General features: G+C 56.0%; 19 protein-coding genes. 3 read left to right on the top strand and 16 right to left on the bottom strand.

Translation table 11 applies throughout. The features are described from left to right. Window positions 1–120: 120 nt before the first annotated feature. Genes coaE through yacG form a run of 3 tightly spaced genes read left to right on the top strand, consistent with a single transcriptional unit; the run spans window position 121 to window position 1,688 of the window. Window positions 121–741 (top strand): dephospho-CoA kinase, encoded by a 621-nt coding sequence (gene coaE, locus NI40_RS03575; RefSeq protein WP_039260810.1) that lies wholly within the window; start codon window positions 121–123, stop codon window positions 739–741. Further along, complete coding sequence (gene zapD / locus NI40_RS03570) at window positions 741–1,484, top strand: cell division protein ZapD (RefSeq protein ID WP_023310405.1); 744 nt, start codon at window positions 741–743, stop codon at window positions 1,482–1,484. Before coaE ends, zapD begins: the two co-directional genes overlap by 1 nt. A 9-nt stretch (window positions 1,485–1,493) precedes the next feature. After that, complete coding sequence (yacG, locus tag NI40_RS03565) at window positions 1,494–1,688, top strand: DNA gyrase inhibitor YacG (protein ID WP_023310404.1); 195 nt, start codon at window positions 1,494–1,496, stop codon at window positions 1,686–1,688. 34 nt (window positions 1,689–1,722) lie between these two features. On the opposite strand, the gene mutT is transcribed toward yacG, so the two are convergent. From mutT to NI40_RS03485, 16 genes are all read right to left on the bottom strand, one after another. Continuing rightward, window positions 1,723–2,115 (bottom strand): 8-oxo-dGTP diphosphatase MutT, encoded by a 393-nt coding sequence (gene mutT, locus NI40_RS03560; RefSeq protein WP_023310403.1) that lies wholly within the window; start codon window positions 2,113–2,115, stop codon window positions 1,723–1,725. 57 nt (window positions 2,116–2,172) lie between these two features. After that, on the bottom strand, window positions 2,173–4,878 hold the full coding sequence (gene secA / locus NI40_RS03555; protein WP_039260811.1) for a preprotein translocase subunit SecA: 2,706 nt from the start codon (window positions 4,876–4,878) through the stop codon (window positions 2,173–2,175). Between the two features lie 58 nt (window positions 4,879–4,936). Then, window positions 4,937–5,440 (bottom strand): secA translation cis-regulator SecM, encoded by a 504-nt coding sequence (gene secM / locus NI40_RS03550; protein WP_033146485.1) that lies wholly within the window; start codon window positions 5,438–5,440, stop codon window positions 4,937–4,939. Between the two features lie 280 nt (window positions 5,441–5,720). Next, window positions 5,721–6,638: a UDP-3-O-acyl-N-acetylglucosamine deacetylase gene (gene lpxC, locus NI40_RS03545; RefSeq protein WP_008501977.1), complete on the bottom strand. Its 918-nt coding sequence runs from the start codon at window positions 6,636–6,638 to the stop codon at window positions 5,721–5,723. 101 nt (window positions 6,639–6,739) lie between these two features. After that, window positions 6,740–7,891 carry a cell division protein FtsZ gene (gene ftsZ / locus NI40_RS03540; RefSeq protein WP_008501978.1) on the bottom strand — a complete coding sequence of 384 codons (1,152 nt, stop codon included), beginning with the start codon at window positions 7,889–7,891 and terminating at the stop codon, window positions 6,740–6,742. A 63-nt stretch (window positions 7,892–7,954) separates the two neighbouring features. Next, the gene (gene ftsA / locus NI40_RS03535; protein ID WP_023334508.1) at window positions 7,955–9,211 is read right to left on the bottom strand and encodes a cell division protein FtsA; all 1,257 of its coding nucleotides are present in this window, start codon (window positions 9,209–9,211) and stop codon (window positions 7,955–7,957) included. After that, on the bottom strand, window positions 9,208–10,050 hold the full coding sequence (gene ftsQ / locus NI40_RS03530) for a cell division protein FtsQ (RefSeq protein ID WP_023310399.1): 843 nt from the start codon (window positions 10,048–10,050) through the stop codon (window positions 9,208–9,210). The genes ftsA and ftsQ overlap by 4 nt, the downstream gene beginning before the upstream one ends. A gap of 1 nt (window position 10,051) precedes the next feature. Then, complete coding sequence (locus NI40_RS03525) at window positions 10,052–10,972, bottom strand: D-alanine--D-alanine ligase (protein ID WP_039260812.1); 921 nt, start codon at window positions 10,970–10,972, stop codon at window positions 10,052–10,054. Next, the gene (gene murC, locus NI40_RS03520; protein ID WP_033144631.1) at window positions 10,965–12,440 is read right to left on the bottom strand and encodes a UDP-N-acetylmuramate--L-alanine ligase; all 1,476 of its coding nucleotides are present in this window, start codon (window positions 12,438–12,440) and stop codon (window positions 10,965–10,967) included. The genes NI40_RS03525 and murC overlap by 8 nt, the downstream gene beginning before the upstream one ends. 56 nt (window positions 12,441–12,496) lie before the next feature. Continuing rightward, complete coding sequence (gene murG / locus NI40_RS03515; RefSeq protein ID WP_039260813.1) at window positions 12,497–13,561, bottom strand: undecaprenyldiphospho-muramoylpentapeptide beta-N-acetylglucosaminyltransferase; 1,065 nt, start codon at window positions 13,559–13,561, stop codon at window positions 12,497–12,499. Next, entirely contained in the window at window positions 13,558–14,802 is a 1,245-nt protein-coding gene (gene ftsW / locus NI40_RS03510) for a cell division protein FtsW (protein ID WP_023310395.1), read from the bottom strand. The genes murG and ftsW overlap by 4 nt, the downstream gene beginning before the upstream one ends. Beyond that, complete coding sequence (murD, locus tag NI40_RS03505) at window positions 14,802–16,118, bottom strand: UDP-N-acetylmuramoyl-L-alanine--D-glutamate ligase (RefSeq protein ID WP_039260814.1); 1,317 nt, start codon at window positions 16,116–16,118, stop codon at window positions 14,802–14,804. The genes ftsW and murD overlap by 1 nt, the downstream gene beginning before the upstream one ends. A 2-nt stretch (window positions 16,119–16,120) precedes the next feature. Then, entirely contained in the window at window positions 16,121–17,203 is a 1,083-nt protein-coding gene (mraY, locus tag NI40_RS03500) for a phospho-N-acetylmuramoyl-pentapeptide-transferase (RefSeq protein ID WP_008501985.1), read from the bottom strand. Beyond that, entirely contained in the window at window positions 17,197–18,555 is a 1,359-nt protein-coding gene (murF, locus tag NI40_RS03495; RefSeq protein ID WP_039260815.1) for a UDP-N-acetylmuramoyl-tripeptide--D-alanyl-D-alanine ligase, read from the bottom strand. Before murF ends, mraY begins: the two co-directional genes overlap by 7 nt. Then, the gene (gene murE / locus NI40_RS03490) at window positions 18,552–20,039 is read right to left on the bottom strand and encodes a UDP-N-acetylmuramoyl-L-alanyl-D-glutamate--2,6-diaminopimelate ligase (protein ID WP_039260816.1); all 1,488 of its coding nucleotides are present in this window, start codon (window positions 20,037–20,039) and stop codon (window positions 18,552–18,554) included. The genes murF and murE overlap by 4 nt, the downstream gene beginning before the upstream one ends. Beyond that, window positions 20,026–21,792: a peptidoglycan glycosyltransferase FtsI gene (locus tag NI40_RS03485; RefSeq protein ID WP_033144627.1), complete on the bottom strand. Its 1,767-nt coding sequence runs from the start codon at window positions 21,790–21,792 to the stop codon at window positions 20,026–20,028. Before NI40_RS03485 ends, murE begins: the two co-directional genes overlap by 14 nt. Window positions 21,793–21,805: the final 13 nt, after the last annotated feature.

Genomic DNA, 21,805 nt, shown 5'->3' with positions numbered 1-21,805 from the left:
GCTACAATCCTATAAATTTACCTGGTAAAAAGCCGGTAAACAGGGCCAAACAGTTGCCAGCGCACCTAAGAGTTTTAATCAACTGATTTTAATAATGAATAATTCCCAGGATTTGAATTAATGGGGTATATCGTCGCATTAACCGGCGGCATCGGTAGTGGCAAAAGTACCGTTGCGGACGCGTTCTCTCGTTTGGGTATCACGATTATTGATGCCGATATCATTGCCCGCCAGGTGGTAGAGCCCAATACACCCGCGCTAAAGGCCATCGCAGAACATTTTGGTCAGGCAGTCATCAGTGCCGATGGCACACTGAATCGCCGTCAGCTTCGCGAATGTATTTTTTCTGATTCTGCGGAAAAAGACTGGCTTAATGCCCTGCTCCACCCCATCATCCACCAGGAAACTCAACGTCAGATAGCCGCAGCCCGCTCGCCCTATGTCCTGTGGGTGGTTCCGCTACTGGTTGAAAATCAGCTGCAGAAGAAAGCCGATCGTGTGCTGGTGATTGATGTCGCACCCGAAACGCAAATCCAGAGAACCATGACGCGCGATCGCGTCTCTCGGGAGCATGCTGAACAAATTCTTGCCGCTCAGGCTACGCGCGCTCAGCGCCTTGCCGTGGCGGATGATGTTATTGATAATAACGGCGCACCAGATGCCATTGCATCGGATGTTGCCCGCCTGCACGCGCAGTATCTGACGTTCGCCGCGCAGGCCGTTGCACAGGAAAAACCATAATGTCGACACACATCCTTTTTGAGCATCCGCTCAACGAAAAAATGCGCACCTGGCTGCGCATCGAATTCCTTATTCAACAACTTTCACAACATCTGCCTGTTAACGATCATGCCACCGCGCTGCACTTCTTCCGCAACGTAGGCGATCTGCTGGATGTGATTGAACGCGGCGATGTCCGCACAGAATTACTCAAAGAGCTGGAGCGCCAGCAGCGTAAATTGCAGGCATGGACGGAGGTCCCCGGCGTAGATCAGAGCCGTATCGACGCGCTCCGCCAGCAGTTGAAAAGCAGCAGTGCCGTCCTGATGGCCGCGCCGCGCGTAGGGCAGTTTTTGCGTGAAGACCGCCTGATTGGCCTGGTGCGCCAGCGTCTGAGCATCCCTGGCGGCTGCTGCAGCTTCGACCTGCCGACGCTGCATATGTGGCTACATATGCCACAGGCGCAGCGTGACGCACAGGTGAACAGCTGGCTGGCAAGCCTGGAGCCAATGCACCAGACGCTGTCGTTGATCCTCGATCTGATCCGTAACTCTGCGCCGTTCCGCAAGCAAACCAGCCTGAATGGTTTCTTCCAGGATAACGGTGATGATGCCGATCTTCTGCGTCTCAATCTATCTCTCGGCGAACAGCTTTACCCACAGATTTCCGGGCATAAGAGCCGCTTTGCGATTCGCTTTATGCCGCTGGACAGTGAAAATGGCACCGTGCCGGAACGTCTCGATTTTGAACTGGCCTGTTGTTAAGGAGTGCCGATGTCTGATGTCACCACCGTAAGCTGCCCAACCTGTGGCAAAACCGTTGTCTGGGGCGAAGTCAGTCCGTTCCGCCCATTCTGCTGCAAGCGCTGCCAGCTCATTGACCTGGGCGAATGGGCGGCGGAAGAGAAACGCATACCTAGCGAAGGCGATCTCTCGGACAGCGATGACTGGAGTGAAACCCAGCAGTAATCTGTAAAGCCTGCTGGCGCTTCGCTCAGCAGGCCTACGGTTGTGCGACTAACCGCAGGATCACGGGTTCATTAGCTGGCGGGAATTTTTCGGCGTCACTTGCCTGAAGTTCCACCCAGTTACCCGGCTGTCCCTCTTTTCCCCAGGGTTCTCCCTCCCAGTTTTCCACCAGCCAGAACCACAGCGTGATGTGCCTGTCCGGAAACTGGTATTCAAGCTTATCAAACAGCGTTGCGCCAAGCGGGGTGATCCCCACCTCTTCCTGAAGCTCCCGAACCAGCGCCTCTTCCGGCGTTTCACCTGACTCGATTTTACCGCCTGGAAACTCCCACTTGTTCGCCATATGGGCGTCGGCAGCGCGCTGGGTGATGAAGATTTGGTTTTGCGGGTTGCGAATAATCCCGACGGCAATTTGCAGTATTTTCATATTGTCACTTCCATAAAAAAGGCGCAGATTTCTGCGCCTTTTTGTTTTTTTATGAACTTAGCTCAGGCGGCCGTGGCACGCCTTGTACTTTTTACCGGAACCACACGGGCAAGGATCGTTTCGACCCACTTTACGATCGCCGGTCTGCGCGGCGATCGCCGCTGCGGCTTCGCTGTCGTCGGTCTGATGACTCAGCTGCTGCATTTGTGCCAGGCGCTCGGCTTCTTCACGACGCTGCTGCTCCATCGCTTCCACTTCTTCAGGCATACGCACCTGAACCTTGCTCAGGGTGCTGATCACTTCGTACTTCAGTGATTCCAGCATCGAGGCAAACATGGAGAAGGATTCACGCTTATATTCCTGCTTCGGATCTTTCTGCGCATAGCCACGCAGGTGAATACCCTGACGCAGGTAGTCCATCGCCGCCAGGTGCTCTTTCCACAGGGAGTCGAGCGTCTGCAGCATTACGCCTTTTTCGAAATGACGCATCATTTCAGCGCCAACAACCTCTTCCTTACGCTTGTAGACGTCCAGCGCGGTTTCAAAGATACGTTCGCGCAGGGTCTCTTCGTGCAGCTCAGGCTCTTTATCCAGCCACTCTTTGATTGGCAGATCGAGGTCAAAGTCATTTTTCAGACGTTCCTGCAGGCCTTCGATATCCCACATCTCTTCCAGAGACTGCGGTGGAATATGCGCGTCGATGGTGGCTTTAAACACATCTTCACGAATGCTGTTGATGGTTTCGCTCACGTCGGACACGTCCAGCAGTTCGTTACGCTGAGTATAGATTGCACGACGCTGATCGTTAGCCACATCATCATATTCCAGCAGCTGCTTACGAATATCAAAGTTGCGGCTTTCCACTTTACGCTGTGCGTTAGCGATCGCTTTAGTCACCCACGGGTGCTCGATGGCTTCGCCAGGCTTCATCCCCAGCTTACGCATCATGCCGGACACGCGGTCGGAGGCGAAAATACGCATCAGCGCATCTTCCATAGACAGGTAGAAGCGGGATGAACCGGCATCACCCTGACGACCCGCACGGCCGCGCAGCTGGTTATCGATACGACGAGATTCGTGACGCTCTGTACCGATGATGTGCAGACCGCCGGAAGCCAGGACGGCGTCATGACGAACCAGCCAGTCAGCTTTGATCTGCGCAATCTGTTCTGGCGTTGGGTTTTCCAGCTCCGCCACTTCAGCCTGCCAGCTACCGCCCAGCATAATATCGGTACCACGACCCGCCATGTTGGTGGCGATGGTTACGGCAGCGGGATAACCCGCCTGCGCAACAATGTCCGCTTCTTTGGCGTGGAATTTGGCGTTCAGAACGTTATGTTTGATACCTGCTTTAGTCAGCTCGTGAGAAACCACTTCAGATTTCTCGATGGAGATGGTCCCCACCAGAACCGGCTGGCCGTTGGCAGTGCGGTCGCGAATATCTTCGATGATCGCCTGAATTTTTTCCGCTTCGGTCATGTACACCAGGTCCGGCATATCCTTACGGATCATTGGACGGTTGGTTGGAACGACCACGGTATCCAGCTTGTAGATGGAGCTGAATTCAAATGCTTCGGTATCAGCAGTACCGGTCATCCCCGCCAGCTTCTCGTACAGACGGAAGTAGTTCTGGAAGGTAATAGACGCCAGCGTCTGGTTTTCATTCTGAATATCCACACCTTCTTTGGCTTCGACAGCCTGGTGCAGACCGTCAGACCAGCGACGTCCCTGCATGGTACGGCCGGTGTGTTCATCGACAATGATCACTTCGCCGTCTTTAACGATGTAATCGACGTCGCGGGTGAACAACGCGTGGGCGCGCAGTGCAGCGGTCACGTGGTGCATCAGCATGATGTTGCTCGGAGAGTACAGGGACTCGCCCTCTTCCATGATGCCTTCAGCTACCAGCAGCTCTTCAATTTTCACCAGACCACGTTCGGTCAGGTTCACCTGGCGCGCTTTTTCATCTACGGAGAAGTGACCTTCACCCTGGAAGGTATCCGAGTCCTCTTTCTCCTGACGCAGCAGGTGTGGAATGATTTTGTCGACCTTACGGTACATCTCTGAGCTGTCTTCAGCCGGGCCGGAGATGATCAGCGGAGTACGTGCTTCATCGATCAGGATGGAGTCAACCTCATCCACCAGCGCATAGTGCAGCTTACGCTGTACGCGCTCTTCCGGGCTGAACGCCATGTTGTCACGCAGGTAGTCGAAGCCGTATTCGTTGTTGGTGCCGTAGGTGATGTCCGCGTTATACGCTTCGCGCTTGGCTGGCGCAGGCAGGCCGGACATGTTAATGCCGACGGTCATACCGAGGAATTCGAACAGTGGGCGGTTGTTTTCGGCGTCACGCTGCGCCAGATAGTCGTTGACGGTAACCACGTGAACGCCTTTACCAGTCAGCGCGTTCAGGTAAGCCGGCAGCGTTGCGGTCAGGGTTTTACCTTCACCGGTACGCATTTCCGCGATGCAGCGCTCGTTGAGCACCATACCACCCAGCAGCTGAACGTCGAAGTGACGCATGCCGAATACACGCTTACTCGCTTCGCGCACGACAGCAAACGCTTCCGGGATCAGGCTTTCTAAGGTTTCACCTTTTTCCAGACGCGCACGGAATTCCGCCGTTTTCGCTTTCAGCTCGTCATCAGAGAGCTTCTCCATCGCTGGTTCCATACCGTTGATGACGGCAACAGCTTTGCGCATACGGCGCAGGGTACGATCGTTACGACTACCAAAAACTTTAGTTAACAATTTGATTAGCATAATAAATTCTCAAACGCCCCATTGTGGGCAGATAAATTAAGGTATTGAAAAAGTTAATTTAGCTGAGGCGTTGCGGCCCGGCGCGAATGCCGTGAGCCTGGCTAATCCAGGTTGAAACAGAGAATGAAGCTGGTGAAACAAACGCACGCTGCGTTGTCTGACGAACCATGACCGGCGGCTGGCTGTCCTGCGTGAGCAGCGCGTTGAGCGTGTCCAGCAGGGCAAGATGTTGAGCCTGCACCGGCAGCGCCTCTTCCGCAACAGGCATGGCCTGCGGTGCCATCGCAAAGGACAGATGGCGGATAACGGTGCGGATAGCGTGCTGGTGCCAGTAATCGACGGTGAAGTTTGGGCGGCGACTGGCTTCAAGCCACGCGAGGTTAGTGAAGTTAACCCGCGTGCTGAGATCGTGTTTAGTGGTGGAGGTTTTTGCGGGCGTCGCCGCTTCGGCACTGTTGCTGAGCGCAGGCAAGCCGAAACTCGCCGCGACCATCCCTAATAAGAGATGCGGCCAGAAGTAACGTCTGCCAAATTGTCGCCAGCGCGTCAGTATTCCGCTCACCTGCTCCACCCAATAAGCCAGCCTTTCAGAGGCTGAGTTCAGTTATTCATTTTAGCGCCCAGATAGTACCACTAAAGCCAATATACATCAGCAGGAATGAGGTGCCGCCGCGGAGAAAAACGGTCAAGAATGCAGCTAACGCACATATTTTCTGAGTAAGACAAACGAGAGATACCGCAGGGGTAAACGGAGAAGGGTAAAAATAAAAACGACTGGTCTTCCTGGTCGGAGAGAGTACCAGGTTAACCAGTCGATTTTTTTTACGAAACGGTTTGAACCGTTACGCCAGAACCATGCTTGGCGCTTTGAAAGCCAGCGGCAGTTCAGCTTCGTCTTCGAAGGTCACATATTCCCAAGCTTCCTGTTTTGCCAGGACGGCCTGCAACAGTTTGTTGTTCAGCGCATGACCGGATTTGAACGCGGTAAATGCACCAATGATGTTGTGACCACACATGAACAGGTCGCCGATAGCATCCAGCATTTTGTGACGAACGAATTCATCTTCGAAACGCAGGCCGTCTTCGTTCAGTACGCGATAATCGTCAACAACGATGGCACAATCGAAGCTGCCGCCCAGGCACAGGCCGCGGGACTGCAGATATTCGATATCACGCATGAAGCCAAATGTACGGGCTCGGCTGATCTGGCGCATAAACGCATCGGCAGAGAAGTTCATCGCATAGCGCTGGGTGCTGGAGTCAATCGCCGGATGGTTAAAGTCGATGGTAAAGTCCAACGAGAAACCATTGTACGGTTTGAATTCAGCCCACTTGTCGCCATCTTCGACGCGAACGGTCTCTTTGATGCGTACAAATTTCTTCGCGCAGTTCAGTTCTTCGATGCCGGCATCCAGCAACAGATAGACGAACGGTGCAGCACTGCCATCCATAATCGGGATTTCTGGCGCATCGACTTCAACAATAATGTTGTCGATACCCAAACCCGCCAGGGCGGCGTTAAGGTGCTCTACGGTAGAAATCCGCACGTCATGCTCGTTCACCAGACAAGTACAGAGCATAGTATCACGCACAGATTTGGCATCGGCCGGAAAATCTACCGGTGGATTCAAGTCGGTGCGACGATAGATGACCCCGGTATTGGCCGGCGCAGGGCGTAACGTCAGCGTGACTTTCTTGCCGGTATGTAAACCGACACCAGTCGCCTGAACGATACGTTTAAGTGTCCTTTGTTTGATCATCGTATAATCTCGCCAAATTAACTATCCAACCGAGAGTGTATATCACTAACGGTGGGCCAGTTTAGCACAAAGAGCGCAAATCCCCTAATTCCAGCCAATTCTTAGTCAGCTTGCTTACGCAGGAACGCCGGGATATCCAGATAATCTGGCTCTTTCGCCGTTTGCGGCGTTGGGTCGTTCACCACTTTCGCGGCCGGTTTCTGCTCCTGAGTCAGAGGAGACATACCGTGCTGCTGGTAACGATCCATTACCGGTTGCTGAGTCTGCTTGTTGGTCACTAAGGTGATCTCAGGACGCTTGTCCATACCGATACCGGTCGCAACAACGGTAACACGCAGCTCGTCGTTCATTTCAGGGTCAAGGGAAGTACCGATTACCACGGTAGCGTTGTCAGAGGCGAACGCACGGATGGTGTTACCCACGGTTTCGAACTCATCCAGACGCAGGTCAAAGCCAGCGGTAATGTTGACCAGCACGCCGCGCGCACCAGACAGATCGATATCTTCCAGCAGTGGAGAAGAGATAGCCATTTCAGCCGCTTCTTCAGCACGGTCTTCACCGCTCGCCACGCCAGAGCCCATCATCGCGTAGCCCATTTCGGACATCACGGTGCGAACGTCTGCAAAGTCAACGTTCATCAGGCCAGGACGGGTAATCAGTTCAGCGATACCCTGAACCGCGCCTTTCAGCACGTCGTTTGCTGCACCGAATGCGTCCAGCAGGGAAATACCGCGACCCAGAACTTTCAACAGCTTGTCGTTCGGGATGGTGATCAGCGAGTCCACATGCTTGGACAGCTCGGTGATACCCTGCTCCGCGAAGGCCATACGCTTCTTGCCTTCAAAATTGAAAGGCTTGGTCACGACAGCAACGGTCAGGATACCTAAATCTTTAGCCACTTCAGCCACAACAGGTGCTGCGCCGGTACCGGTACCGCCACCCATGCCTGCTGCGATGAAGACCATGTCCGCACCTTCCAGTGCAGCGCGCAGCGCTTCACGATCTTCTTCAGCCGCATTACGGCCGACTTCCGGGTTAGCCCCTGCTCCCAGCCCTTTGGTGATACCACCGCCGATCTGGATAGTCTGGCCAACAGCCGTCTTACGCAGTGCCTGCGCATCGGTGTTAACTGCGAAGAATTCAACACCTTCAATGCGTTCACGCACCATATGCTCTACGGCGTTACCGCCGCCGCCACCGACGCCGATGACTTTAATCACCGCGTCGTTGGTCAGTTCCATAGGTTCAAACATAATTTCTCTCTCCGTTGTGCCTGTCGCCCGAGACCGCTAATTCTCTCCGGTCTCTTAAAAAAATTAAAACTCTTTTCGCAACCAGTTGTTCAGTCGTTTGACCCACGACCCCACTGAGACGCGTTTTTCCACTTCTGCTTCACCACTGAGATGAGATTCCTTCCCGTAGTGGAGCAGGCCCACAGCCGTTGAATAATACGGCTCCTGAGCATAATCCGTTAAACCGGTGATATTCAGCGGCGCACCAATACGCACCTGCGTATGGAATACGCGCTGAGCACAGGCCGCAAGACCTTCAATTTGCGCTGCACCGCCGGTTAATACAATCCCCGCCGCAAGATGATGTTTAACGCCCTGCTGACGAAGCTGTTCCTGTAACTGTAAAATCTCTTCGTTGACCAGGTTGAGCAGCTCGGTATAGCGCGGCTCAATGACCTCTGCCAACGTCTGGCGCTGCAGGCTACGAGGTGGACGACCACCGACGCTCGGCACTTCAACGCTCTCATCTTTGCCAACGATAGACCCCAGCGCGCAGCCGTGGCGCACTTTAATCGCTTCTGCATCGCTCGGCGGCGTACCAAAAGCGTAAGCAATATCGCTGGTCACAACGTTCCCGGCATAAGGGATCACTTTCGTGTGGCGCAACGCACCGCCGGTATACACGGCGATGTCCATTGTACCACCACCAATATCGACCACACAGACACCCAGTTCACGTTCATCTTCGGTCAGTACGGAATAACTTGCCGCCAGACCGGCGAAAATAAGTTGGTCAACTTTCAGGCCACAACGTTCAACGGCTTTTACAATGTTCTTCGCCATATCGTTGTGACATGTGATCAGGTGCACTTTTGCCTGCATACGTACGCCAGAAAGGCCGACCGGGTTCTTGATCCCTTCCTGGTAGTCAATCGCATATTCCTGCGGAATGACATGCAGCACGCGATGCTCGTCGCGGACACGCACGGATTTCGCCGTGTGCACGACGTTTTCAACGTCTTCCTGCGTCACTTCTTCTTCGGAAATCGGCACCATACCGATTTCGTTCTGGCAGCTAATGTGCTTACCAGAAAGGGCCAGATAGACAGAAGAAATCTGGCAATCTGCCATCAGTTCAGCCTGATCGATGGCGCGCTGAACGCATTTCACCACCGATTCAAGATCGTTTACCCCACCTTTATCCATACCACGAGACGGGCAACTGCCTACGCCAATGATATTGACCATACCGTCGGGCAGAACTTCCCCTACTAAAGCGGCAACCTTCGCGGTGCCAATCTCCAGTCCAACTACCAGTTTTCTGTCCGTCGCCTTGATCATTGTTGTTCTGCCTGTACCTGTGCCTGATTCTGTTGCTGATTAGGTTCCTCGACCGGAGCCGGTACCCAACCGACTGCTGCGCCTGAGTCATAGCGCAAATCAACGTAGCTTATCCGTTTGCCGTCAGTCTGTGCCTGCTGCTGTAAAACCGGGTAAAGTTCGACAAAACGCGCCAGACGCTTCATTGTGTCGCCGCGTCCCAGGTTGAGCTTAATGCCGTTCGTTAACGTCAGCTGCCAGGAACGGCGCGCCGTCATGGCAGCATCTTTTAACGTAAACCTGTCCTTAGCCAGCACCTGACCCATTTCGCGAAAACCTTGTAACACCTCGTTTTCGCTACCTTCCGGGCCATACAACATCGGTAAATTTTGCTTGTTGACACGATCGGCCGGGACGCTGAAGGAGTTTCCGTCTGCGTCAACCATGTGCTGATCATTCCAACGCGCAATGGGCACATATTCAACCAGATGAATCTTCAATTCATCAGGCCATTGCTTTCTTACGCTCGCCTGTTTTATCCATGGCAGACGTTCTATCTGGCTCTGAATAATGTTGACGTCCTGCGTCATAAAAGTGCCAGGCGAGCCCAGCGCCAGAATTGACTGGCGAATATCGTCGTTACGCGTGTAGTGACGCTCACCGGTGACCACCAGCTTAGAAAGCGGCAACCGCTGCGCATCTTCCATCCAGCCCAGGACCATCCAGCCGCTGATAAACACGGTGCACAGCACCCCGAGCAGGAAAATGATGCCTGCAAGACGCGTTCCATTACTGCGGCGTGAAGAGGCGTATTCGTCCTCGTCATCGCGGTTGCGCGTGTTCAATGCAGCCTGAGACATATCAGCCCGCCTGGTCCAGAATGCGTACGACTAACTGCGAGAAGCTCATCCCCGCCTGACGCGCGGCCATCGGCACAAGGCTGTGGCTGGTCATTCCCGGAGAGGTATTCGCTTCCAGCAGATAAAATTGTCCGTCACTGTCCTGCATCACGTCGATGCGTCCCCAGCCCTGACAACCCAGAATATGCCAGGCTTTAAGCACCAGGGACTGTAAATCTGCTTCACGCTCAGCTTCAAGACCACAAGGGCAGAAATATTGCGTCTCATCAGAGAGATACTTCGCCTCATAATCATAGAAGGTTCCGGCCGGTTGGATACGAATTGACGGTAAAATTTCTTCGCCAAGCATCGCGACGGTAAATTCCGGCCCGCTGAGCCATTTTTCAACCAGAACTTCTTCATCATGTTGAAATGCCAGTGCTAAAGCGGACGAAAGATCTTCAGCTTTCTCGACTTTGGACATTCCCACGCTCGAACCTTCCCGGCTGGGCTTTACAATAACCGGTAAGCCCAGCTCAGCAATGCGTGTATTAACGCTATCCGGCAGGCCCAATTCAAATTCGCGACGCGTCAGTGCTACCCATGGCGCAACGGGTAACCCCGCGCCCTGCCACAGAAGCTTGCTGCGCAGTTTATCCATAGAGATAGCGGAGGCCATCACGCCGCTGCCGGTGTACGGCATGCCGATCAAATCCAGAAGCCCCTGCAGGGTGCCGTCTTCACCGCCGCGACCATGCAAAGCGATAAAGACTTTATCGAAGCCCATGGCTTTTAATTGCGTCACGTCGACCTCTTTTGGGTCGACCAGGTGCGCATTGACGCCACCTTCACGCAGGCCCGCCAGCACAGCCGCGCCGGAATTCAGGGAAACCTCGCGCTCGGCGGAGGTGCCGCCAGACAGGACAGCAATCTTATCAGCCATGATGCTCATCCTCCTGGGTTTGCGGCTTCAGTTTGATTTCAGCTAAGGTACGGGCGATTTTGCCGATATTTCCCGCGCCCTGAATCAGAATCAAATCGTTACCTGTCAGAACCGGTGCCAGAATTTCCGCCACCTGTGCTGGGTCAGAAACCAGAATAGGGTCAACTTTACCGCGTCCACGGATGGTACGACACAGGGAACGGCTGTCAGCACCCGGAATCGGCGTCTCGCCTGCGGCGTACACGTCCAGCATTAACAGGGTGTCTACCTGTGACAGGACGCTGGCGAAATCGTCGTACAGATCGCGCGTACGCGTGAAGCGATGCGGCTGGAAGACCATCACCAGATTTTTGTCCGGCCAGCCTGCGCGTGCGGCTTTAATGGTGGCGTCAACTTCGGTCGGATGGTGGCCGTAGTCGTCCACCAGCATCGCAGTGCCTGCTTTACCGTTCACGGCGTCCAGCGGGAATTCACCGAGGAAGTCGAAGCGACGGCCGGTGCCCTGGAAGCTTTCCAGCGCGCGCAGAATGGCATCATCATCAATGCCTTCTTCCGTCGCGACGGCCACAGCCGCTGCGGCATTGAGGGCGTTATGGCGACCTGGCGCATTCAGCGTGACGTGCAGCAGTTCTTTGTCCTGACGCGCCAGCGTGAAATGCCCCTGCGCACCAATCTGCTTGTACTCTTCCACGCGGACGTCAGCGTCTTCGCTGAAGCCGTAAGTGGTGATTTGACGACCCACGCGCGGCAGCAGCTCGCGGATCACCGGATCGTCTACGCACATCACCGCGCGTCCATAGAACGGCAGGTTGTGCAGGAAGTTGATGAAGGTCTGCTTTAAGTTCTCGAAGTCGCCCTGGTAGGTATCCATATGGTCAGCTTCGATGTTAGTGACAATCGCCACCATCGGCTGCAGGTGCAGGAACGACGCGTCGCTCTCATCCGCTTCGGCAATCAGATAACGACTGTGGCCCAGACGCGCGTGTACGCCTGCGGCTTTGACCAGACCGCCGTTGACGAACGTCGGGTCGAGACCCGCTTCCGCATAAATACTGGAAACCATCGCCGTGGTTGTGGTTTTACCGTGAGTCCCGGCAATGGCGATGCCGTGACGGAAACGCATCAGTTCCGCCAGCATTTCTGCACGGCGGATCACCGGAATGCGCGCTTCATGCGCGGCAACGATTTCCGGGTTGTCAGAGGAGATAGCGCTCGAGACCACCACCACGCTCGCATCGCGCACGTTTTCCGGACGATGGTTGAAATAGATAGTCGCCCCAAGCGACGCCAGCTGCTGCGTTACAGGGTTTGGCGCCAGGTCAGACCCGCTGATCTGATAACCTTCGTTAGCTAACACTTCGGCAATACCGCCCATGCCAGCACCACCGATGCCAACAAAGTGAATGTGCCGGACGCGACGCATCTCGGGCACGATTGAACGCAGTTTTGCCAGTTGTTGTGTATTCATTCTCTAAACGCCATCGACTACTTAAAATTCGTGCAGCGCAACACGCGCTGCGAGGGTTAAGCCTGGGCTGCCAGGCTCACTTCTTTTGCCACCCGTTCTGTCGCATCAGGGATAGCGGCCGCGCGTGCGCGTTGCGCCATCTCCAGCAGTGCGTCTCTGTTCCAGCCCGCCAGGGTGGTGGCGACCGCGTCGGCGGTAAATTGTGGCTGTTCAAAAATCTTCGCGGCACCGGCTTTCTCAAGCGGCAGCGCATTCCAGTACTGCTGTCTGTCTTTGTGCTGGAACGGCACAAACAGGGCCGGCAGACCCGCGGCGGCGATCTCGCTCACCGTCAGCGCGCCTGAACGACAGACCACGACATCGGCCCAGGCATACGCTGCCGCCATGTCGTCGATAAACTCTGTGACTTTATGCTGCGGCTGGCCTTCGTCTGCGTAAGCTTGCTCAACGGTCTGCTGAGCGCCTTTTCCGCTCTGGTGCCAAATCGTCACGGTATCCCCCAGCTTTGCGGCAACCTGCGGCATCGTCTGGTTTAAAATGCGTGCGCCCTGAGAGCCGCCGACGACCAGTACACGAACCGGCCCTTCACGGCCCGTCAGACGAGCGTCCGGCAGCGGGAGAGCCAGCACGTCCACACGCACCGGGTTACCCACCACGTCCGCTTTCGGGAACGCACCGGGAAACGCCTGCATAACTTTGGTAGCGATTTTCGCCAGCCACTTGTTGGTCAGACCGGCAATACCGTTTTGTTCATGTAGCACAACGGGAATGCCTAACGACCACGCCGCCAGCCCGCCAGGACCAGAGACATAGCCGCCCATGCCCAGCACCACATCTGGCTTAAAGCGCTTCATGATGGTGCGCGCCTGGCGCCAGGCGTTAAAAATACGCACCGGTGCCAGCAGCATTGCCTTGAGGCCTTTGCCCCGAAGGCCGGAAATACGAATAAAGTCGATCTCGATACCGTGCTTCGGCACCAGATCGGCTTCCATGCGGTCTGCGGTTCCCAGCCAGCGTACCTGCCAGCCCTGATCCATTAAATGGTGCGCAACCGCCAGCCCCGGGAACACGTGTCCGCCGGTACCGCCTGCCATCACCATTAACCGCTTCGGTTGATTCATCGTGAACCTCGTGTAAACGCCTGGGCTTTTTCCAGACGCGTCTCATAATCTATACGCAACAAAAACATGATGGCCGTCGACATAATCAACAGACTCGAACCACCATAACTGATCAACGGCAACGTCAGACCTTTGGTCGGCAGCATACCCGCTGCGGCCCCGACGTTAACCAATGCCTGGAAGCTAAACCAGATACCAATTGAACAGGCTAAGAATCCTGAGAAGCGGTGATCGATCTCCAGCGCTTTCCGGCCGATGGACATGGCGCGGAAAGCGACGAAGAATACCATTAAAAGCGCTAGTACCACACCGATATAACCCAGTTCTTCCGCAATAATGGAGAAGATGAAGTCAGTATGCGCTTCCGGTAAATACTCCAGTTTCTGTACCGAGTTACCCAGCCCTTGCCCCCAGACTTCACCGCGACCAAAGGCCATCAGCGACTGCGTCAGCTGATAGCCGCTGCCGAACGGATCTTCCCACGGGTTCCAGAACGAGGTCACACGGCGAATACGGTAAGGCTCGGCGAGGATCAGCAGCACAACCGCCGAAATCCCCATCCCGATGATAGCGATGAACTGCCACAGCTTCGCGCCCGCCAGGAACAACATGGCCAGAGTGGTAACGAACAGCACGACAACGGTACCGAGGTCAGGCTGCGCCAGCAGTAATACCGCCAGCACCAGAATCACGCCCATCGGTTTTAAGAAGCCGCGCAGATTGTTACGCACTTCATCAACCTTACGCACCAGGTAGTTAGCCAGGTAGCAGAACAGGGAGAGCTTGGTAAATTCCGCAGGCTGAATGCGCAGCGGGCCAAAGGCGATCCAGCGTGAAGCCCCGTTAACAGAGCTCCCCACCACCAGTACGATCAGCAGCATAATAATCGAGGCGATCAGCATCGCCGTACTGTGGCGCTGCCAGAACTCCATCGGCAGACGCAGGGTCACCAGCGCCAGGCAGAACGCCAGGATGATGTAAAGACCATCACGCTTGGCAAACAGGAAAGGATCGTTCGCCAGACGCTGCCCGACGGGCATTGAGGCTGACGTCACCATAATGAAGCCGACCGCCGCCAGCCCCATAGTGAGCCAGAACAGCGTGCGATCGTACATGACCAGGCTGTCGTTATCTTTTTGACGAGAGCCCATCACCCAGCCTTTGAGCGCCGCAAATACCCATGCCAGGATCCCAAATCCTGGCAGGCGCGGCATTTTCAGGCGAGGGAGAGATAAACGCATTAGCCTAACTCCTTCGCCAGGCGGGTAAAGACATCACCACGCTGTTCGAAATTCTTGAATTGATCGAGGCTGGCACAGGCCGGAGAGAGCAGCACCATATCGCCTGGCTTCACGCGAGGGGCAATCAGCCGCATCGCCTGTTCCATGGTTTCGGTTTGCTCGGCAACCTCAGGGCGCAGTTCAGCCAGCTCGCTGCCGTCACGGCCGAAGCAGTACAGGCGGACGTTATCTCCGGCGAGATACGGCTTCAGGGAGGAAAAATCAGCTGATTTACCGTCGCCGCCCAGCAGTAAATGCAGGGTGCCGTCAACGTGCAGACCGTTCAGCGCGGCCTCCGTGCTTCCGACGTTGGTAGCTTTGGAGTCGTTAATCCAGCGCACGCCGTTGTGCTCCAGCGCCAGCTGGAAACGGTGCGCCAGACCAGAAAACGTGGTTAACGCTTTCAGGCTGGAGGAGCGCGGCAGCCCTACTGCATCCGCCAGCGCCAGCGCCGCCAGGGCATTGGTATAGTTGTGCTGACCAGTGAGCTTCATCTCTTTCACGTTCAGCACTTTCTCACCCTTCACGCGCAGCCAGGTTTCGCCCAGCTGACGGTTCAGGTGGTAATCCCCCATCGTGATACCGAAGCTGATACAGCGATCGTCTGCACCGCGTACGGGCATGGTCAGCGCGTCATCGGCGTTTACAACGCAGACTTTGGCATTTTCATAAACGCGCAGCTTGGCGGCGCGGTACTGCTGCAGACCAAATGGATACCGATCCATATGATCTTCAGTCACGTTGAGGATCGTCGCCGCCGCAGCGTGCAGGCTGGAGGTCGTTTCCAGCTGGAAGCTGGAAAGCTCGAGAACATACAGCTCGCAGCCTTTATCCAGCAGCATCAGAGCGGGTAAACCAATGTTACCGCCAACGCCGACGTTCATGCCCGCCGCTTTCGCCATTTCACCCACCAGGGTGGTGACGGTGCTTTTACCGTTAGAACCGGTAATGGCGATAATAGGTGCCTGCGCTTCGCGGCAGAACAGCTCGATATCGCCGACAATCTCAACGCCCGCATCCGCAGCAGCGCTCAGCGAAGGATGCGCCAGCGCCATACCCGGGCTGGCGACAATCAGATCGGCTGCCAGCAGCCAGTCATCATTCAGACCACCAAGGTGGCGTTCAACCTGTTCCGGCAGTTTGTCCAGACCCGGCGGAGAGACACGCGTATCCATCACGCGTGGCGTCACGCCGCGTGCGAGGAAAAAGTCCACGCAGGAGAGCCCCGTGAGGCCCAACCCGATGATAACGACTTTTTTGCCCTGGTAATCTGCCATGATTAACGTACCTTCAGCGTTGCCAGGCCAATCAGCACCAGCATCAGCGAAATAATCCAGAAGCGCACAATCACGCGCGGCTCCGGCCAGCCTTTCAGTTCATAGTGGTGGTGAATCGGCGCCATACGGAAGATGCGCTGACCGCGCAGCTTGAAGGAACCGACCTGCAAAATCACCGACAGGGTTTCAACCACAAACACGCCGCCCATGATCACCAGCAGGAACTCCTGACGCAGCAGCACAGCGATAATGCCGAGCGCTCCGCCCAAAGCCAGGGAACCGACGTCACCCATGAAGACCTGTGCCGGATAGGTGTTGAACCACAGGAAGCCCAGCCCCGCGCCGACAATCGCCGTACAGACGATCACCAGCTCACCCGCGTGGCGCAGATAAGGGATGTGCAGGTAGTTCGCAAAGTTCATGTTACCGGTCGCCCACGCCACCAGCGCAAAACCGGCGGCCACAAAGACGGTTGGCATAATGGCCAGGCCATCCAGACCGTCGGTCAGGTTAACGGCGTTGCCGGTACCGACAATCACAAAGTAGGCCAGCAGGATGTAGAACAGCCCCAGCTGCGGCATCACGTCTTTAAAGAACGGCACGACCAGCTCGGTGGCAGGCGTGTCTTTGCCTGCCAGATACAGCGCAAAGGCCACGCCCAGCGCGATCACCGACATCCAGAAATACTTCCAGCGCGCGATCAGGCCTTTGGTATCTTTGCGGACGACTTTGCGGTAATCATCCACAAAACCGATGATCCCGTAACCCACCAGTACCGTCAGAACGCACCAGACGTAAGGGTTGGAGGGATAGGCCCACAGCAACACGGAAACGACGATGGCGGTCAGGATCATGATCCCGCCCATGGTCGGCGTGCCGCGCTTGCTGAAGTGCGATTCCGGGCCGTCGTTACGCACAACCTGGCCGAAAGAGAGTTTTTGCAGACGGGCAATCATGCGCGGGCCCATCCACAACGAGATGAACAGCGCAGTCAGCAGGCTGACGATGGCGCGAAACGTCAGATACGAAAAGACGTTAAAGCCTGAATAATATTTGACCAAATGTTCGGCCAGCCAAACTAACATGTCCCGTTCTCCTGTAATGCGTGCACAACCTCTTCCATGGCGGCACTACGTGAACCTTTCACTAACACAGTCACAATTTGTTTTTCAGTAATCAACGCTTTAAGGCGCGCTATCAACGCGGCTTTATCAGCAAAATGCTCGCCAACGCCGCTGGCTTGGCTAATCGCCTGGCTCAGTTTTCCTGCGCTCAGCACGCAGTCCAGCCCCGCCGCTTTCGCCGCTTCACCGACCTGGGTATGGCAGGCTTCGCTTTCGTCGCCCAGCTCTGCCATATCGCCCACCACCATGATGCGGTAGCCCGGCATTTCAGATAACACCTGCACCGCCGCCGTCATTGAGCCCACGTTCGCGTTGTAGGAGTCGTCCAGCAGCAGCTTGTTTTCCGAAAGCTGAATCGGGAACAGACGTCCCGGCACGGCTTTCAGGTTCGCCAGCCCGGTCTTAATCGCTTCATGCGACGCGCCCACTGCCGTCGACAACGCCGCCGCCGCAAGCGCATTGGCGATATTATGGCGACCCGGCAGCGGCAGCAGCACATCTACGCCACCCGTTGGGGTGGTGAGGGTGAACTCCGTACCGTGCGACGTCACATGGATATTGGTCGCGGTAAAATCACTGTTGGCCGCATTCGGCGAGAAGCGCCAGGTTTTACGCGAACCAATAATGCTTTGCCAGTTCAGCCAGTCGTTGTTGTCGGCGTTCAGAATGGCGATACCGTCATCCGGCAGGCCGGTGTAAATCTCACCTTTGGCTTTCGCTACGCCTTCCAGCGAGCCAAAGCCTTCCAGATGCGCAGCCGCAAGGTTATTCACCAGCGCGGCTTCCGGGCGAGTCAGGCTCACGGTCCAGGCGATTTCGCCCTGGTGGTTTGCCCCTAACTCGATCACCGCAAATTCATGTTCTTTGGTCAGGCGGAGTAATGTCATCGGCACGCCGATGTCATTATTGAGGTTGCCCGCGGTATAAAGCGTATTCCCGCACTGGCTGAGGATCGCCGCCGTCATCTCTTTCACCGACGTCTTGCCTGATGAACCGGTCAAGGCGACAACGCGCGTAGGGACCTGCTGGCGAACCCAGGCGGCCAGCTCACCGAACGCGAGACGCGTATCTTTCACCACAATTTGTGGCAGATCGATATCAAGCTTGCGGCTGACGAGCAGCGCACCGGCGCCGTTCTCTTTGGCCTGTTCCGCAAAATCATGCGCGTCAAAACGCTCGCCTTTCAGCGCCACAAACAGACAGCCTGCGGTGATTTTGCGGGTGTCCGTCGTTACGGCATCAATGGTCAGGTCTTGCCCGCGCAGGTCGCCCTGCAGGATGGCAGCGGCCTGGCTTAACGTGATGCTAATCATGCCACGACTCCCAGCAGACGAGCTGCCGTTACGCGGTCCGAGTAGTCCAGACGGCGATTGCCAACGATCTGATAATCTTCATGGCCTTTGCCCGCCAGCAGGACAACATCATTCTCCTGCGCCTGCATGATGGTGTTGGTCACGGCTTCCGCACGGCCTTCCACCACGCGAGCGCGGCCCGCGTCCAGCATGCCCGCCAGAATGTCATTAATGATGGCGCGCGGCTCTTCGGTACGCGGGTTGTCATCGGTCACAACCGGAATATCTGCGAACTGCTCGGCAATAGCCCCCATCAGCGGGCGTTTGCCTTTATCGCGATCGCCGCCGCAGCCAAACACGCACCAGAGCTTACCGGCGCAGTGCAGGCGCGCCGCTTCCAGCGCTTTTTCCAGCGCGTCCGGCGTGTGGGCATAATCAACCACAACGGTCGGTTTGCCCGGCGCGCTGAACACTTCCATACGGCCGCAAACAGGCTGCAGACGCGCTGAGGTTTTCAGCAGTTCAGCCATCGGATAACCCAGCGCCAGCAGCGTTGCCAGCGCCAGCAGCAGGTTGCTGACGTTAAACGCGCCCATCAGGCGGCTTTCAATTTCGCCTTCACCCCAGGAAGAGGCAAAGCGGATTGTCGCCCCGCTGTCGTGATAATTCACCTCAACCGCCTTCAGCCAGCGGCCGTGGCAGTTCGGATTGATATGGTCTTCCATCGACACCGCAACCGCATCCGGCAGCTTCGCCAGCCAGCGGCGGCCCACTTCGTCGTCGGCGTTGATGATGGCTTGTCCGTAATGGTGAGTAGAGAACAGCAGCCATTTCGCGGCTTCGTAATGCTCCATATCTCCATGATAATCAAGATGATCGCGGCTCAGGTTGGTAAACACGGAAGCGGCAAATTTCAGCGCCGCGACGCGGTGCTGAACCAGACCGTGCGAAGAGACTTCCATCGCAGCAAAGGTTGCCCCCTGCCCTGCCAGACCGGCAAGCACATGCTGTACGTCTACCGCCGAGCCGGTGGTGTTTTCCGTCGGGCTCACTTTGCCCAGCAGGCCGTTACCCACGGTACCCATCACCGCACCGGTTTCTCCCAGCTGCTGGGCCCACTGCGCCATCAGCTGAGTGGTAGTGGTTTTACCGTTCGTACCCGTGACGCCTACCAGGCGCAGCTGGTCGGAAGGTTCGTGATAAAAACGTCCTGCCAGCGCGGAAAGACGCTCGTTTAACTGGCTGAGATAGATGACCGGCACCCCGTGCATTTCACGGATCTCACCGTCGGTTGCCTCATCTTTGGCCTCAGCAATAATGGCAGCCACACCTTGCGCAATCGCCTGCGGGATATAACGACGCCCGTCCGCCTGATGACCGACCACCGCCACAAAAAGATCGCCAGAAGCAGCCACGCGGCTGTCCAGTACCATCTCTCGCAGTGCTCGCTCCGGTGCATTTGGCACCCACGGAGCGAGAAGGTCGCGCAAATTACGATCTGCCACCTGTACCCTCGCCTTGATTAATTACAAATTCACTTTTTTCGCCCGTCGCCAGCGCATCCGGTTCGATGTTCATGGTGCGTAACACGCCGCCCATGATAGCCCCGAACACAGGCGCGGAGACGGCGCCGCCGTAGTATTTACCCGCCTGCGGATCGTTTATCACGACCACCAGCGCAAAACGCGGATTGCTTGCAGGCGCAACGCCTGCGGTATAGGCAATGTATTTGTTGATATAGCGGCCGTCCGGCCCTACTTTTTTCGCCGTACCGGTCTTGATGGCGATGCGATAACCTTTGATTGCCGCCTTCACGCCGCCGCCGCCGGGCAGCGCTACGCTTTCCATCATATGAACAACCGTACGGACGGTTGATTCCGGGAAGATACGCTCGCCGGGAACCGGTGGATCAACTTTGGTAATCGACAGCGGACGATAAACGCCATAGCTGCCGATCGTTGCGTAGACTCGCGCTAACTGTAACGGTGTCACCATTAGCCCGTAGCCGAAAGAGAAGGTGGCCCTCTCTATGTCAGACCACCGTTGTTTTTGAGGATATAAGCCACTGCGTTCTCCGACCAACCCCAAATTGGTCGCCTTTCCAAGTCCAAAACGTGAGTAAGTCTCTACTAACGCTGAGGACGGCATCGCTAACGCCAGCTTTGAAACACCGACGTTACTCGACTTCTGTAACACCCCGGTCAGGGTCAATTCGCTGTAGCGCGCCACGTCTTTGATCTCGTGGCCGTTAATTCGGTATGGAATGGTATTCAGGACGGTGTTTTCATTGACGATACCGCGCTGAAGGGCAGTCATGACCACCATCGGCTTAACGGTCGAACCCGGTTCGAACACGTCTGTGATGGTACGGTTACGCATAATATCCTTCTGCGTACCGGTGAGATTGTTAGGGTTGTAGGACGGGCTATTGGCCATCGCCAGCACTTCACCCGTGTTGACGTCGACTAACACGGCACTGCCCGATTCCGCTTTGTTGAAGGCCACGGCATTGTTCAGCTCGCGGTAAACCAGCGCCTGTAGTCGCTCATCAATACTCAGGGCCAGATTGTGTGCGGCCTGGCTGTCCGTAGAGGAAATATCCTCGATCACGCGACCATAGCGGTCCTTACGCACAATGCGCTCGCCGGGCTGGCCGGTGAGCCATTTATCAAAGCTTTTTTCAACGCCTTCAATCCCCTGGCTATCAACGTTAGTAAAGCCAATGAGGTGAGCAGTCACTTCGCCGGATGGATAGTAACGACGGGATTCTTCACGCAGATGGATCCCCGGCAGCTTCAATTTTTTGATGTAGTCCGCCATGTCAGGGTTCACCTGACGCGCCAGATAGATAAACCGCCCTCGCGGGTTCGTATTTACGCGCGAAGCTAACTGGTCCAGCGGCATCTTCAGCGCATCCGCAAGCGCCTTCCAGCGGTTATCAAGCGTGATCCCGCCAGCATCATGCAGTTCTTTAGGATCGGCCCAGATCGCCTTCACCGGCACGCTCACCGCCAGCGGACGACCCGAGCGGTCGGTGATCATCCCGCGAGATGTCGACACTTCCTGGACGCGCAGAGAGCGCATATCGCCCTGGCGTACCAGCATGTCAGGGGCGATGATTTGCAGCCAGGCCACGCGTCCCAGCAGGAAACCCAGAGCGAGTAAAATGCAGCCGCAAAGCAACGCAAAACGCCAACTAACAAAGTTGGCCTGTTCTTCCTGACGTTTTGGTTTTAGCGTTTTTGCCGCTGCTTTCATGCGTCGCGTTTTC

Source organism: Enterobacter sp. E20, assembly GCF_000801755.2.
Classification (GTDB): Bacteria; Pseudomonadota; Gammaproteobacteria; order Enterobacterales; family Enterobacteriaceae; genus Enterobacter; species Enterobacter asburiae_B.
Note: the sequence above shows the minus strand (reverse complement) of the source record. Positions and strands in the feature narration are given on the sequence as shown.

Excerpts from the sequence above, each read along its gene's own strand:
- coaE (WP_039260810.1), top strand. The coding sequence starts at position 121 with ATGGGGTATATCGTCGCATTAACCGGCGGCATCGGTAGTGGCAAAAGT.
- zapD (WP_023310405.1), top strand. The coding sequence starts at position 741 with ATGTCGACACACATCCTTTTTGAGCATCCGCTCAACGAAAAAATGCGC.
- yacG (WP_023310404.1), top strand. The coding sequence starts at position 1,494 with ATGTCTGATGTCACCACCGTAAGCTGCCCAACCTGTGGCAAAACCGTT.
- mutT (WP_023310403.1), bottom strand. The coding sequence starts at position 2,115 with ATGAAAATACTGCAAATTGCCGTCGGGATTATTCGCAACCCGCAAAAC.
- secA (WP_039260811.1), bottom strand. The coding sequence starts at position 4,878 with ATGCTAATCAAATTGTTAACTAAAGTTTTTGGTAGTCGTAACGATCGT.
- lpxC (WP_008501977.1), bottom strand. The coding sequence starts at position 6,638 with ATGATCAAACAAAGGACACTTAAACGTATCGTTCAGGCGACTGGTGTC.
- ftsZ (WP_008501978.1), bottom strand. The coding sequence starts at position 7,891 with ATGTTTGAACCTATGGAACTGACCAACGACGCGGTGATTAAAGTCATC.
- ftsA (WP_023334508.1), bottom strand. The coding sequence starts at position 9,211 with ATGATCAAGGCGACGGACAGAAAACTGGTAGTTGGACTGGAGATTGGC.
- ftsQ (WP_023310399.1), bottom strand. The coding sequence starts at position 10,050 with ATGTCTCAGGCTGCATTGAACACGCGCAACCGCGATGACGAGGACGAA.
- NI40_RS03525 (WP_039260812.1), bottom strand. The coding sequence starts at position 10,972 with ATGGCTGATAAGATTGCTGTCCTGTCTGGCGGCACCTCCGCCGAGCGC.
- murC (WP_033144631.1), bottom strand. The coding sequence starts at position 12,440 with ATGAATACACAACAACTGGCAAAACTGCGTTCAATCGTGCCCGAGATG.
- murG (WP_039260813.1), bottom strand. The coding sequence starts at position 13,561 with ATGAATCAACCGAAGCGGTTAATGGTGATGGCAGGCGGTACCGGCGGA.
- ftsW (WP_023310395.1), bottom strand. The coding sequence starts at position 14,802 with ATGCGTTTATCTCTCCCTCGCCTGAAAATGCCGCGCCTGCCAGGATTT.
- murD (WP_039260814.1), bottom strand. The coding sequence starts at position 16,118 with ATGGCAGATTACCAGGGCAAAAAAGTCGTTATCATCGGGTTGGGCCTC.
- mraY (WP_008501985.1), bottom strand. The coding sequence starts at position 17,203 with ATGTTAGTTTGGCTGGCCGAACATTTGGTCAAATATTATTCAGGCTTT.
- murF (WP_039260815.1), bottom strand. The coding sequence starts at position 18,555 with ATGATTAGCATCACGTTAAGCCAGGCCGCTGCCATCCTGCAGGGCGAC.
- NI40_RS03485 (WP_033144627.1), bottom strand. The coding sequence starts at position 21,792 with ATGAAAGCAGCGGCAAAAACGCTAAAACCAAAACGTCAGGAAGAACAG.